The following is a 13779-nucleotide window of genomic DNA, read 5'->3' as shown; positions in this document are numbered from 1 at the left end:
GGGAAACTGGGGGCACCTCCCAGCGGTAGCCGGGGGAGAGAGGGCGGGGCTGGGGTAAGCCCCCTCCCCGCCCGCACCCACGACCGGCCCGGTGGCGGGTCACCGCCGGACCCCGCGCTCACCCGCCGGTGTGACGGCGGGAGGTGCCGCTCCGGCGTTCCGGCGCGTGTGCGAGGCTGGGGGCATTCCCGGTGGTCGACCTGGCCGCGCGCCCGGCCGCCGGGTGCGCACCGGAAGGGACTGGGACATGTTGCAGCACAGAACCGTCGGCGATCTGATGACGCACTCGGTGGTACGGGTGCAGCGCGGCACCCTGTTCACGGAGATCGTGCATGTGCTGCACGAGCACGACATCACGGCGGTTCCGGTGGTGGACGCGGACGACCGCCCGGTGGGGGTGGTCTCCGAGGCGGACCTGCTGGCGAAGGCGGCCCGGCGGGTGGATCCGTCGCTCCCGGCGGCGGTGCGCGCCAAGCACGAGGCGACGACGGCCGAGGGCCTGATGACCAGTCCGGCGGTGTGCGCCCGGCCGGACTGGAGCGTCGTGGAGGCGGCCAGGACGATGGAGGAGCGGCACGTCAAGCGGCTGCCGGTGGTGAACGCCGAGGGCCGGCTGGTGGGCCTGGTGAGCCGGAGCGACCTGCTGCGGGTCTTCCTGCGCGACGACCGCGCCATCCGGCAGGAGATCATCGAGGACGTGCTGGTGCGGACCCTGCACGAGCCGCCGTCCGGCATCGGCGTCGAGGTGACCAACGGGCAGGTGCGGCTGAGCGGTTCGGTGCGGGACGAGGGTCTGGTTCCGGTGCTGGTGCGGCTGTGCGGCAGTGTGGACGGCGTGGTGAGCGTGGAGCACCACCTGACCGTGGGGACCGCGTAGGGGCGGGGCGGCCGGCGGACCGGGACGGGGGCCCGGTCCGACGGCGCTACCAGCCGGCACCCTTGTTACGCGGCCCCCTTCTTGAAGACCTCGACAAGGCTGGTGAGGCTGGAGTCCTCGTGTCCGGCCGCGGCGGCGCGGCGGAAGGCGTCCAGGACGACGCCGGGCAGGGCGGAGTCGACGCCCGCGGCACGGACGGTGTGAACGATGTGGTCGAGGCTCGCGACGCCCATGGCCACCCGGTCGACGTCGCCGGTGTGGTCGCCCGCGTCGAGCCGCGGGGCGTAGAAGGAGAAGAAACCGGGGAGCTGGTTCGCCGTGGACTGCGCGTAGGGCAGGAACTCGGCGGCCGGGATGCCGTACGCGTCGGCCACGGTCTGGGCGTGCACGTAGCTGATCAGGCCGGTCCAGAAGAGGTCCATGAGGATCTGGTAGTACAGCTGCGCCAGGCCCGGGTCCGTGCCGCGGAAGTCGGTGCCCGCGAGGACCGCGAGGGTTTCCCGGTGAGCCTCGAAGGCGGCCTGGTGGCCGCTGTAGAAGATGGACGACTCCGGATTGCCGATGCCGGAGGGCGGGCTCATCACCCCGCCGGTGAGGTGCACGGCGCCGTGCCGGGCGGCCCACTCGGCCGCCTCGCGGGCCCGCTCGGGGGTGTCCGAGCTGAGGTTGACGATCACCCGGCCGCGGACGGCGTGCGGGGCCTGCTCCAGCACCGCGTACACGGCGTCGTAGTCCGTCATGCTCAGCACGACCAGCTCGTTGACGGACAGTGCCTGCTCGACGGACGAGGCGAGGACGGCGCCCGCGGTGACGAGTTCGTCGGCCTTGGACGCGGTGCGGTTCCACACGGTGACCGCGTGGCCCTGCTTCAGGAAGGCATGGACCATCGCCTTGCCCATCGGGCCGAGGCCGATGACGGTGACGGGCTGCTTGCTCACGGACTCGTTGCTCACGGGCTGGCTGCTCACAGAAGACCCTTCTGGAATGAACGCTCTACTTGGTGATCACCGTAGCACAGCCCTAGAAAGAGCGCTCTACTCATTAGGGCGAACGCTCTACCCAGGTAAGCTGCGAGGATGAAGACGACCACAGGGAAGGGCGCCGGGACGGACGCCGTCCTCGACACCCGCGAACGGATCGTCCGCGCGGCCTCCCGGCTGATGCAGCGCCAGGGCTACGACGGCACCGGGATCAAACAGATCTCCCAGGAGGCGGAGGCCACGCTCGGCTCCCTCTACCACTTCTTCCCGGGCGGCAAGCAGGAGTTGGCGGTCGCGGCGATCCGCCACGGCGACGAGGAGTTCGCCGACATCCTGCGCGGCGCGCTGGACAGCGCGGAGGACCCGGGCGACGCGCTCGTCGCCTGCACCACCACGCTCGCGGAGATCCTGCGCGCGTCCGACTGGACGGACGGCTGCCCGGTCACCGCCACCGCGCTGGGCACGGCGGGCCGCGCCCCCGACATCCAGCAGGCCGCGGCGGAGGCGTTCGCCCGCTGGCGCGGGCTCGTCCACGCCAAGCTGACCACCGCGGGCTTCGCCGACGACGACGCCCGCGACCTCGCGCACACGGTGATCAGCACCCTGGAGGGCGCGGAGCTGGCCGCCCAGGTGTCGCGCAGCGAGGAACCGCTGCACACGGCCGGCCGCCACCTGGCCCGGCTGATCGCCTGCTACCGGTGAGGCGGCCCCGGCCGGGCCGGTAGGCTCGGCCGGACGATCACCGCGTCCAACCGGGTGATCACCGCGCACAGGGAGACGGACCGGCATGCAGGCGTGGACCCCCGGCGGCCGCTCATGGGAGCGGGCGCTGACCGCCGCCGACATCGACGACCCCCGGCTGCGCGCCGCCTACACCCGGCAGCGCGCCGTGGTCGCCGGCTACCGCCGGCACGCCTACCTCGCCGTACGACTGCTGCTGCCGCCCGCGCTCGTCCCCCACGCCATCGCCACCACGGCGTTCATGCACCACACCGACAACCTCCTCGACCGGGGGCCCGGCGCGGCCGGCGCCTGGCCCGCCTGGGAGGCGCGGGTCCGGGCCGGGCTGGCCGGGGAGGAGGCCGCGGACGGCCACCCCGTCCTCGCGCCACTGCTGCGCACGGTCGCCGCGCGTCCCCGACTGCGCGGCCACGTCGAGGACTTCCTCGCCGGCGCACCCCTGGAACGGGACACCACCGGCTTCGCCACCGAGGCCGACTACCAGAAGTACGTCGACGTCTACGCGCTGCCCGCGTTCATGACGATCGCCGGGCTGCTGCTCGCGCCGGAGGCCGACGCGGACGCCTCCCGCGAGGTCTGCCGCGCCTACATCGACGGCAGCCAACGGCTCGACTTCGTCAACGACCTGTCCGAGGACCTGCGGGACGGCCGGCTCGGCCTCTCCGAGGAGGCTCTGGCGCGGTACGGCGTCACCCGGGCCGCACTGGAACGCGGCCGGGACGCGCCCGGCGTCCGCGACCTGCTGCGCGACCAGCTCCTCCAGGCCCGCCGCGACCTGCTCGCGGCCCGGCGGCTGGTGGCGTTCGCCCCGCCCGGGCACCGCGCCTTCACCCGGGCGGTGATCGCCCTGGAGACCCTCACCGCCGGCGCCGCCCTGGCCGCGGGCCCGGCGGTGCTACGCCGCCCCGTCCGCCCGCCGCTGCCGGGCGCGCTGGCCGTGCTGCTGCGCGAATACCGCCGCAGGGGGCGCTGACCGCCCCTCGGAGGGCGGGAACCGCCCGGGAGGTGGAGAACCGCCCGGGGCGGTGAGCCGCCCGCGCCCGGGCCGCAGCCCCCCGGGCCGGCGCCCGCCCGTCACCCCCGTCAGTCCTTGGCGTCCGCGTAGCACTCCGCCACGGCGACCGTGAACGGGAAGCGGGTGGGCGTCTCACCGAACGCGAGGCGCCCCGCCTCGTCGCCGGCCCACCGGATGACCTCCGCCACCCCGGCGGCCTCCTCCTCCGGGCAGTGCACGATCAGCTCGTCGTGCTGGAAGAAGACCAGCTCGGCGCGGAGCCCGGCGAGGGACTGCCGGACCAGGGCGAGCACGATCAGGGCCCAGTCGGCCGCGCTGCCCTGGACGACGAAGTTCCGCGTGAACCGGCCGCGGGCGCGCGCCGCGCCGGAGGACCCGGCCGGCTCGTCCTGCGGCAGGCCCGCCTCGTCGGGCACGGCGGTCGAGGCGGGCGGGCAGGTGCGCCCGAGCCACGTCCGCACCAGCCGGCCGTCCTCTCCCGCCCGGGCCGCGTCGTCGACGTGGGCCACGGCCCGGGGGAAGCGCCGGCGCAGGTCCGCCAGGTGTTTGAGCCCGTCCCCCGAGGTCTGCCCGTAGATGGCGCCCAGCATGGCCAGCTTGGCCCGGTCCCGGTCGCCGGAGAACGCCCGCTCGGCCAGGTCGGCGTAGAGGTCCCGGCCGGTTCCCGCGACCTCCATCAGCCCGGGGTCGCGGGCCACGGCGGCCAGCACCCGGGGCTCGATCTGGTCGGCGTCGGCGACGACCAGCCGCCAGCCGGGGTCGGCGACCACGGCCCGCCGGATCACCTTGGGGATCTGCAGGGCACCGCCCCCGTTGGTCGTCCACCGGCCGGTCACCGTGCCGCCCGGCACGTACTCGGGGCGGAACCGGCCGTCGCGGACCCATGTCTGGAGCCACTGCCAGCCGTGCGCGGTGTGCACCCGGTAGAGCTTCTTGTACTCCAGCAGCGGGGCGACGGCCGGGTGGTCGACGCCGCGCAGCTCCCAGGCCCGGGTCGAGGAGAGGGCGACGCCCTCGCGGGCGAAGGCGCGGACGATGTCGGCGGGCAGGTCGGGGCGGACCCGGACGCCGCCGAACGCGCGCGACACCTCGTCCGCGAGCTCGGCCAGCCGCCGGGTCTCCTGCCCGCCGGGATACCGCTCCCCCAGCAGCTCCGTCAGCAGCGCCCGGTGGACGTCGGCGCGCCAGGGCACGCCCGCGCGGGACATCTCGGCGGCGACGAGGGTGCCCGCCGACTCCGCCGCGATCAGCAGCCGCGTCCGCCCGGGGTGCTCGGTGTCCTTCACCCGGGCCTGCTGGTCCGCGTAGACGTCGAGGAGGGCGTCCAGCGGATCGGTGCCCGGCGGCAGCGGGACCGGGCCCGGCTCGAACAGCGACGGCTGCCCGTCGGGCGCGCGGGCGGGCGGGTCGGCGGGGACGGGCAGGCCGCGCAGCCGCGCCCACGCGGCGGCCAGCGACCGCGGCTGCCCGGACTGCCCCTCCGCGTACCCCATGAGCAGCGCCTCCGCCGCCTCCACGTCGTAACAGCGCTCGACGCGCACCCCGGCCGCCGCCGCCCGCCCGTACAGCTCCGCCGTCGACCGCCAGATCCACCGCGCCGCCCCGGGCCGGGCCCGGACCGCGTCGGCCAGGCTCCGCTCCACGACGGCGGGCCCGGCCGCCCGTCCGTCGACGTCGACCGGGCACAGCCGCACGCTCTCGTCCCCCGCGCCCGCGGCGCCTACCAGTGCCCATCTCACGTCCGCAGTGTCGCACCGGGGTCTGACAACGGGCCCCGGCCGGGCCGCGCCGCCGAGATGTGCGGGCGGCACCCCGGTGGCACGCTGAACCCATGGCCCGGCCCAACGAAGAGGTCGAGGCGCTGCTCCAGGAGTACGCCGACCTCGTCGCCATCACCGGGGGCGACGCGTTCAAGGCGCGCGCCTACGAGAAGGCGGCCCGCGCGGTCGGCGGGTTCCCGGACGACGTCTCGGCCATGGACGTCAAGGCGCTGCGCGAGATCCCCAACGTCGGGAAGTCGATCGCCGAGAAGGTCGTGGAGTACCTGCGGACCGGCCGGGTCGCGGCCTTCGAGGAGACCCGCGCGTCCGTCCCGGCCGGGGTGCGGGAGCTGCTCACCATCCCCACCCTGGGCCCGAAGAAGGCGCTCGCCCTGTACGAGGAGCTCCGCGTCTCCTCCGTCGAGGAGCTGCTCGACGCCGTCCGCGCGGAACGGCTGCGCGACCTCAAGGGGTTCGGCGAGAAGACCGAGCACAACATCCTGCACGGCATCGAGCTCATGCAGAAGGCCGGCGGGCGGATCCTGCTCTCGGCGGCCCTGGAGGCGGCGGAGAGGATCGTCGCCGAGCTGTCGCGCGTCCCCGGCTGCGCGGACTGCGCGTACGCGGGGTCGCTGCGGCGGATGCGGGAGACCATCGGCGACATCGACGTCCTGGTCGCGGCCGACGACCCGGAGCCGTTCATGGAGGCGTTCCGCGCCCTCCCGGACACGGCGGAGGTCATCGCGGGTGGCCGGAAGAAGACCTCCATCCGCACGTCGACCGGGCTTCAGGTCGACCTCCGCGTCCTGCCGCCGGACGCGTGGGGCGCGGGCCTGCTGTACTTCACCGGTTCAAGGGCGCACAACATCCGGATCCGCGAGATCGCCGTGCGCAAGGAGCTGAAGCTCTCCGAATACGGCCTCTTCCGCGTCAGGACCGGCCGGAAGGTCGCCTCGCGCACGGAGGAGGAGGTGTACGCCCGGCTCGGGCTGCCCTGGATCCCGCCGGCCCTCCGCGAGGACCGCGGCGAGATCGCCGCCGCGCTGCGGGGCGACCTCCCGGACCTGATCGGCGAGGACGACGTCCGCGGCGACCTGCACACCCACACCGACCTCACGGACGGGGTGTCCTCGCTGGAGGAGATGGTGGCCGCGGCGGCGGCGCGCGGTTACGCGTACTACGCCGTCACCGACCACGCCCCGAACCTGTACATGCAGCGGATGACGGACGAGAAGGTCCTGGCCCAGCGGGAACGGGTGCGGGCCCTCGACGGCAGGCACCGGAAGATGCGGCTCCTGCACGGCACCGAGCTGAACATCGGCCCGGACGGCGACCTGGACTGGCCGGACGACTTCCTCGCCGGCTTCGACCTGTGCGTGGCGTCCGTGCACTCCCACTTCCACCAGACCCGCGAGGAACTGACCCGCCGGCTGGTCCGGGCCTGCGAGAACCCCCACGTCTCCGTCATCGGCCACCCCACCACCCGGCGGATCGGCAAGCGGCCGGGCATCGACGCGGACTTCGACGAGGTCTTCAGGGCCTGTGCCCGCACCGGCACCGCCCTGGAGATCAACTCCCACCCTGAGCGGCTGGACCTCTGCGACGAGGACATCCTGCGGGCGCGCCGGCACGGCGTGAAGTTCGTGGTGAACACGGACGCGCACTCGGTGACGCACCTGCCGTACCTGCGGTTCGGGGTGGGAACGGCCCGGCGCGGCTGGCTCACCGCGGACGACGTCGTCAACACCTGGCCGCTGCCGAAGCTCAGGCGCTTCCTGGACGAGGGGCGGCGGCGCGGCTGACCAGGGCCGGGGCGTCCTAGACTGAATGGGTCATCCCGCGCCGTGCCCGCCGGTCCGGCCCGGAATCCCGCCCGCCCCCGCCCGGCCGGAGTTCCCGCTCCGCCGCGGCCACGCTCAGAGGAACCGCGCGCACCGTGCCCGACATACGCGACGTCCCGGACATCGACTCCCTCGGCCTGCGGGCCGACTGCGGCAGCTGTTTCGCGCTCTGCTGCGTGGCCCTGCCGTTCGCGGCGTCGGCCGACTTCGCGATGAACAAGGAGGCGGGGAAGCCGTGTCCGAACCTGCGGGAGGACTTCCGCTGCGGCACGCACACCACGCTGCGGGAGAAAGGTTTCTCGGGGTGCACGGTGTACGACTGCTTCGGGGCCGGGCAGAAGGTCTCGCAGGTCACCTTCGGCGGGACCAGCTGGCGGGAGGCGCCGGAGACGGCCAAGCCGATGTTCGACGTGTTCCCGGTGATGCGACAGCTGCACGAGTTGCTGCGGTATCTGGCGGAGGCGCTGACGCTGCCGAAGGCCCGGCCGGTCCACCGTGACGTCCGCCTGGTGCTCGGGAAGGTCGAGGCGCTGACGCGGTCGGACGCCGATGCGCTCCTCGGGCTGGACGTGCCCGCGCTCCGGCAGGAGGTGAACGTCCTGCTGCTGCGCGCGAGCGAACTGGTGCGCGGCCGGGACGGCAAGGGCAAGGGGAAGAACCGGCGCGGTGCCGATCTGATGGGGGCCGGTCTCCGGGGCGCGGACCTGCGGGCGGCGAACCTGCGCGGCGCCTGTCTGATCGCCGCCGACCTCTCGGGGGCCGACCTCCGCTCGGCCGACCTGATCGGCGCCGACCTGCGCGACGCGAACCTCGCGGGGGCGGATCTGACGGGCGCCTTCTTCCTCACCCAGCTCCAGGTGAACGCGGCCAAGGGCGACGCGCGGACCCGGCTGCCCGAGGGGCTGGACCGGCCGGGGCACTGGGCGCGGTAGCACCGGGGCACCGGGAGCGACAGCACACCGCTCGCACGGCGCGGAGGGGCGGCCGCGCGCCGCTCCCTGTGCGCCGGCGCCGGCCGCCGTCCGTGCCAGGGCGCGCGGCAGGGAGCTTTTCGCGGGCCTTCGCCCGCCTTTCACCCCCGTGCTCCCCGATCGCCGGGGATGGTGGTGCCCAGCCACGGGCACGGGGAACCTCGGCGGCCCGGAACGCGGGGTTCAGCCCGTGCCCGACGGCCGCCCCGGCGGTCGGGTCACCGCGCCGGTCCGCCGCCACCCCGTCGGCACGAACCCTCGGAGCGCTCGTGAACGCTCGCTGCACTTACGGTGTCGCCCCGGGGGCGCTGCCGCTCCTCGGCCACGCCCTGCCCCTCGTCCGCGACCCCCTCGCCTTCCTCGACGCGCTGCCCGGCCGCGGCGACCTGGTCCAGGTCCGGGTCGGTCCGGTCCGGGCGGTGGTGGTCTGCGATCCCGAGCTGACCCGCCGGGTGCTGCGGGACGACCGGACCTTCGACAAGGGCGGCCCCCTCTACGAACGGATCCGGGAGGTGACCGGGAACGGGCTGGCGAGCTGCCCGTACCGCGACCACCGGGAGCAGCGGCGGCTGCTGCAGCCGGCGTTCCACTCCGCCCGGATGGCGGCGTACGCCGAGGTGATGTCCCGGCAGGCACGGGTGACGACCGGGGCGTGGCACGACGGCGGGACGGTCGACGCCGCCGACGAGATGCTCGCGCTCAGCGCGCGGATCACCGTCTCGGCGATGTTCGGCGCGGAGGCGGACGACGCGCGGCTCGCGCCGCTCCGGGAAGACTTCACCACCGTCGTGGCGGGGATCCCGCGGCGCGCCCTCGTCCCGACGGCCGACCGGCTGCCGGCGCCGGGCAACCGCCGCTACGACCGGGCGCGTTCCCGGATGCGTGCGGCGATCGGCCGGCTCATCGCCGACCACCGCGGCGCCTCCGACGGCCGTACCGGCACGGACGACCCCGACGATCTGCTGTCCCTGCTGCTGGCCGCCGGCCGGGACGGGCCGGACGGCCGGGCGCTGTCCGAATCCGAGGTCACCGACCAGTTCGTCACCTTCTTCGCCGCCGGCACCGAGACCAGCGGCAGTGCCCTGGCCTGGGCCCTGCACCTGCTGGGCGGCCACCCCGAGGTGGCCCGCCGGCTGCGCGCGGAGGTGGACGCGGTGCTGGGCACCGCGCCCGCCGCGACCCTCGCCCACCTGCCGGACCTGCGGCTGACCGCGGCGGTGGTCAACGAGGCGCTGCGGCTGTATCCGCCGGCCTGGCTGCTCACCCGGACCACCACCGGCGACACCAGCCTCGGCGGGCACTCCCTCCCCGTCGGTACGACCGTGGTCTACAGCGCCTACCTCCTCCACCGGCGGCCGGACCTGTTCCCCGAGCCCGAGCGCTTCGACCCGGACCGCTGGATCGCCGCGCCCGGTGCCCCCACTCCCCCGCGCACGGCGTTCCTGCCGTTCGGCAGCGGGCCGCGCAAGTGCATCGGCGACGTCTTCGCCCTCACCGAGGCGGCCCTGGCGCTGGCGACCGTCGTCGCGGACTGGGACCTGCGCCCGGCGGACGGCCGCCGGGTCCGCCCGGCCCCGCGCCTCGTCCTGCGCCCGCACCGGCTGCCGATGGTCACGGTGGCGCGGGCCAGGGCCGGTTGAGCCGGTGCGGGCGTCCCGCCGTCAGGCGGCGGGGGCGATGTGCAGGAAGCCGCCCACGCACATCCGCTTCACCAGCCGGATCTGCGCGGGTGTGAGGCGCCCGGCGATCTCGCCGTACTTCACCGGGCCGGCGCTCAGCAGCTCCCACAGTTCGTCCACGCCGTCCCGGCGGGCGTCCGCGTCGATGGACGGGCCGTGCGGGTCCTCGGTGGAGTGGATCCGTTTGCAGGGGACGGTGTCGCGCAGCGGCGCCGGTACCGCGGTGGGGTGGGTCAGGGGGTTCTTCCAGTACTCCGCCATGCCGGCCAGGACGGCGGGCGGGAGCTGGACGTTGGCGGGCGGGTTGGTGGCCTTGAAGCCCGGCACCAGCATGGTGACGCCGTCGCGGACGGCGGTGGTGGGGGCCAGCGTGAGGACGGCGTCGGGGGTGAGGCCGGCCGGTTCGGCGAGGGCGGTGGCGGACAGGTAGGGGCCCGCCGCGTCCAGGTCCTCGACCCGGCGGCTGTTGTGCGTCATGACGTCCAGCAGGGCGGGCTGGAACGCCGTGTTGAGCAGGGCGTCGAAGGTCTGCTCGCGGATGCCGAGGTCGGCGCCGGTGCCGCGGGTGTTCCAGTAGACGCTGTCCGGGTTGTTCTTGGCGATGGCGTGGTACCACTGGTCGATCATCAGGGCGAACGTCTCGGCGGTGCCGTGCCACTTGTCGTTGTAGTCCCGCCAGAGCTGCCGCCGGTCGGCCTCCTCCAGGCTGCCGTCGGTGGTCTTCAGCAGCAGCAGCGCGGCGGCCTGCGCCTGGGTGAGGGCGACCGCGACGCCGGAGGAGAAGAGGGGGTCGACGAAGAAGGCCGCGTCGCCGACGAGCAGGTGCCGCTCGTCGTAGTCGCCGAACTCCTCGGCCACGCGGGAGTAGTTGGTGGCAGTGATCATGTGATCCGCGACCGGCACCACGTCCGTGATGAGGTCCTTGAGGTACGGGACCTCGCGCACGGCGGCGAGGAACGTCGCCTGGTCGGTGTAGTCGCGTCCCGGCTCCTTGAGGACGGCCGGGTTGGTGACGATGCCGACGGAGTGGGTGAGGACGCGCCGGCCGTCGATGACCTTCGGCACCGGTATGTACCAGCACCAGCCGTCCCGGAAGGCGAAACAGCCGATGGGCGAGAAGTTGTCCGAGGTGAAGACGTTCCAGTCGGCGGGCAGGTTCTGGGTGTGCCCGCCGCCGGTGAAGTGCTGCCAGATGGCGATGTTCTTGAAGTTCGAGAGCCAGCCGCGCTTGTTGCGGGCGGCGGAGACGCTGCTCTGGCGTCCCGAGGCGTCGACGAAGTACCCGGCGCGGACCGACGTCCCGTCGGCGAGGCGGACCACCCCGCCGTTCGCGTCGGGTTCATAGGCGGTGACGGCGGTGCCCTGGAAGACGTCGACGCCCACGTCGGCGGCGTGGTCCAGCAGGATGTGGTCGAACTCGGCCCGGTTGACGTGCATCGTCCAGCGCAGCACGCCGTCCTGCTCGAACAGGGCCCGGTCGAAGAGGGCGACGCTCGGCCGGTCCGGGTCCCAGGCGTAGACGCCGCCGTACTTCTTCACCCAGCACGGGCTGGCGAGGACCTTGGCGAGGGCGCCGCTCTCCTGGAGCGCGGGGACCACGGGGTGGGCGAACGACTCGCCGATGTGCTCGCGGGGGAACACTTCCTTGTCGAAGATGGCCGTCCGCAGGTCGCTGCGCTGGGCGAGCAGGGCACCGAGGGTGGAGCCGGCCGGCCCGCCACCCATGATCACGACGTCGTAGTACTCCCGCACGGTGCTGACCTTTCGTTCGCTGAACAGGTGGGTTCGTTCGCTGAACAGGTGGGTGCCGAATGTTCGAGGGACCGGAGGGTGGAGGAAGGTGGCTCGGGGCCCGGCACGGGCCGTCCGCCCGGTGGCCGCGCGGCTGGGCGCACGCCGGGCCGGGGCCATGAGGCCGCCGATCGCCGAACGGGCCGCGCACCGCCCCGTCGTTCCGCGCCTGGCTCGGGATCGACGCCCTGACGGTACGCGGCGTCGGCGGCGCCGTCCATGCGTGTGCGGGACCCTGAACGGGCGGCCCCCGGTGGAGGGTTGGGGTCCGCGGGCGACGGCCGGGTGCCGGCCGTCGGAGTGGCGGGACGCCGTGCGGGTCCGGTGGGGTGCTTCCGCTTCCGGCCGGCGGTGCGCCGCAAGCGTACCTTCGTCCCCGCGCGTTCACCGGCGGAAAACCGCGGCAGGAGACCGGATCCCCTTATACCGGTTCCTCTTCCAAGTCTGCCGTGACGTAAGGGAGTTCGATCTTCCGCACAGCGTCCGGTTATACCCTCCGTTAACCTCTTGCCTGGATCGGAAGCGCATGGTTAGCGTAAAGGCGCAGCACCATCAGTCATGCGGGGGAACGCGGGGGATCTGATGAGTGACGATGGCGGCTCCATGCCTTTTCTGACACCGGTCCTGAGCGCGACGACGCGCGCCGACGTACCGGTCGACTCCTTACTGTCCGCGGACTCACCACGCACCAACGGCCTGGACCGGGCGTACATCGACACGCTCGTCGCGCTCGAGGACGAGCTTCCGCCGATCGTCGTGCACCGGCCCACCGGGCGGGTGATCGACGGGATGCACCGGCTCGCCGCCGCCCGCGTCCGGGGCGACCGCACCATCAGCGCCTACCTGTTGGACATGCCGGAGCGGAACGTGTTCGCCACCGCGGTGAGTCTGAACATCACCCACGGCAAACCGCTCTCCCACGACGACCGGCTGGCCGCCGCCGCCCGGATCCTCCGGGAGAGCCCGGCGCTCTCGGACCGGTACGTCGCGTCCGTCACCGCCCTGTCGCCCCGGACCGTCTCCCGGGTACGGCGTTCAAGCGTCGACGTTGCCCACTTGAACACCCGGATCGGTCTGGACGGCAAGCGGCGCCGCGCGGACGTGGCGAGCGTCGCCAGCGGACGGCTGCGCGCCGTCGAGGTGATCCGGCAGCGCCCCGAGGCGAGTCTGCGCGAGATCGCCCGGCTCGCCGGGATCTCGCTCGGCACCGCGCACGACGTGAAGAAGCGCCTGCTCCTCGGCATGGACCCGGTGCCGCAGGGCTCCGGTGCCGCCGCCGAGCGCGCCCGGGAGCCGCGGTCCGAGCCGCGTCCGGAGACCCGTATCGCCGAGGTGCCGTCCCTGCGGGACGCGCGGGAGCGGCTGGACCGGCTCCGCAAGGACCCGGCGCTGCGGCTCTCCCAGTCCGGCCGTTTCCTGCTGCGCGGTTTCGCCGTGCACGACCTGGACGCCACCGTGTGGGCGAAGCTCGCCGCCACCATCCCGCCGCACTGCGCGGACGGGATCACCCAACTGGCCCGCGAGTGCGCCGACGTGTGGACCCGCTTCGCCGAGCAGGTGGAGCGGGAGGCGCAGGCCGGGGAGGCGGGGCAGGCCGAGCCGGCCGGCGGGCGGTCCCGGCCGAGGGCCTGACCGGGCCACCGGCGGACACCTCTCACCCCGCCCACCGGCCGGGCGCCGCTCCTCTCCGCCCGCCGAGGGCGCCGCCCGGCGCCCGTCCCGGGACACCACGCGCCCGCGTGACCGTACGGCCCCGACGCCGTCCGGTCGCGCGGGCGTTCGGCATGTCCGGCACCGAAGCCCCCGGCGCGGCCCCGCTCCCCACCGGTCTCCGCCGGCCCCTCGCGTCCGTCCGGCCCCGTGCGTCACAGAGGCCGGCGGGCCGGGCCCGTGAGCGGTGTCGAACACGCCTTCCCCCGGGGGCCGTTGTGGGAGGATTCCCACGCCGGATCGGGCCGGCGGGCGCCAGGCGCCACCGCCGTCACGACCGGTTCCGCCCTCGAGAGTGCCGTTCACCGTCCCGTCCGGTCTTCTTCAGTGCTCTCGGCTTTCAGCTCAGCTCTCTTCCGTCCTCTCGACACCGGTCGCCGGAACCTCCACAGGGCGACGTCGGACCTCGCGGGC

At 74.3% G+C, this 13779-nt stretch carries 10 protein-coding genes; 7 read left to right on the top strand and 3 right to left on the bottom strand.

Annotated elements, in window-relative coordinates; genetic code table 11:
* Positions 1–250: 250 nt before the first annotated feature.
* A complete protein-coding gene (locus tag ACH4PU_RS19370; RefSeq protein ID WP_398273483.1) occupies positions 251–877 on the top strand; it encodes a CBS domain-containing protein in 627 nt (208 codons plus the stop codon).
* A 65-nt stretch (positions 878–942) separates the two neighbouring features.
* Here the strand turns inward: ACH4PU_RS19370 and ACH4PU_RS19365 are convergent, their stop codons facing one another.
* On the bottom strand, positions 943–1830 hold the full coding sequence (locus ACH4PU_RS19365) for an NAD(P)-dependent oxidoreductase (protein WP_398273096.1): 888 nt from the start codon (positions 1828–1830) through the stop codon (positions 943–945).
* A gap of 123 nt (positions 1831–1953) precedes the next feature.
* Between ACH4PU_RS19365 and ACH4PU_RS19360 the strand changes: the two genes are divergently transcribed.
* Both ACH4PU_RS19360 and ACH4PU_RS19355 read left to right on the top strand, forming a co-directional pair.
* The gene (locus tag ACH4PU_RS19360) at positions 1954–2559 is read left to right on the top strand and encodes a TetR/AcrR family transcriptional regulator (RefSeq protein WP_398273094.1); all 606 of its coding nucleotides are present in this window, start codon (positions 1954–1956) and stop codon (positions 2557–2559) included.
* An 85-nt stretch (positions 2560–2644) separates the two neighbouring features.
* A complete protein-coding gene (locus ACH4PU_RS19355) occupies positions 2645–3571 on the top strand; it encodes a phytoene/squalene synthase family protein (RefSeq protein ID WP_398273091.1) in 927 nt (308 codons plus the stop codon).
* A 110-nt stretch (positions 3572–3681) separates the two neighbouring features.
* Here the strand turns inward: ACH4PU_RS19355 and ACH4PU_RS19350 are convergent, their stop codons facing one another.
* Complete coding sequence (locus tag ACH4PU_RS19350) at positions 3682–5352, bottom strand: bifunctional 3'-5' exonuclease/DNA polymerase (RefSeq protein ID WP_398273089.1); 1671 nt, start codon at positions 5350–5352, stop codon at positions 3682–3684.
* Between the two features lie 92 nt (positions 5353–5444).
* On the opposite strand from ACH4PU_RS19350, the gene polX reads away from it, so the two are divergent.
* The 3 genes from polX to ACH4PU_RS19335 all read left to right on the top strand — a co-directional run bounded on the left by polX (position 5445) and on the right by ACH4PU_RS19335 (position 9825).
* Positions 5445–7175, top strand: coding sequence for a DNA polymerase/3'-5' exonuclease PolX (gene polX, locus ACH4PU_RS19345; RefSeq protein ID WP_398273087.1), 1731 nt, complete (start codon positions 5445–5447; stop codon positions 7173–7175).
* Between the two features lie 134 nt (positions 7176–7309).
* Positions 7310–8146, top strand: coding sequence for a pentapeptide repeat-containing protein (locus ACH4PU_RS19340; protein WP_398273084.1), 837 nt, complete (start codon positions 7310–7312; stop codon positions 8144–8146).
* 308 nt (positions 8147–8454) lie between these two features.
* Positions 8455–9825, top strand: a complete 1371-nt coding sequence (locus ACH4PU_RS19335; protein ID WP_398273081.1) for a cytochrome P450 — start codon at positions 8455–8457, stop codon at positions 9823–9825.
* Positions 9826–9846: 21 nt separating this feature from the next.
* Here the strand turns inward: ACH4PU_RS19335 and ACH4PU_RS19330 are convergent, their stop codons facing one another.
* Positions 9847–11616 (bottom strand): NAD(P)/FAD-dependent oxidoreductase, encoded by a 1770-nt coding sequence (locus ACH4PU_RS19330; protein ID WP_398273079.1) that lies wholly within the window; start codon positions 11614–11616, stop codon positions 9847–9849.
* Positions 11617–12258: 642 nt separating this feature from the next.
* Between ACH4PU_RS19330 and ACH4PU_RS19325 the strand changes: the two genes are divergently transcribed.
* Positions 12259–13287, top strand: coding sequence for a hypothetical protein (locus tag ACH4PU_RS19325; protein ID WP_398273077.1), 1029 nt, complete (start codon positions 12259–12261; stop codon positions 13285–13287).
* Positions 13288–13779: the final 492 nt, after the last annotated feature.

Origin of the sequence: Streptomyces sp. NPDC021100, assembly GCF_044333095.1 — a bacterium.
GTDB lineage: Bacteria > Actinomycetota > Actinomycetes > Streptomycetales > Streptomycetaceae > Streptomyces.
The sequence above is the reverse complement of the archived record's forward strand: the minus strand, read 5'-3'. Positions and strand labels throughout refer to the sequence as shown.

Coding starts and splice junctions, on each gene's coding strand:
- polX (WP_398273087.1), top strand. CDS start 5,445: ATGGCCCGGCCCAACGAAGAGGTCGAGGCGCTGCTCCAGGAGTACGCC.
- ACH4PU_RS19325 (WP_398273077.1), top strand. CDS start 12,259: ATGCCTTTTCTGACACCGGTCCTGAGCGCGACGACGCGCGCCGACGTA.
- ACH4PU_RS19360 (WP_398273094.1), top strand. CDS start 1,954: ATGAAGACGACCACAGGGAAGGGCGCCGGGACGGACGCCGTCCTCGAC.
- ACH4PU_RS19355 (WP_398273091.1), top strand. CDS start 2,645: ATGCAGGCGTGGACCCCCGGCGGCCGCTCATGGGAGCGGGCGCTGACC.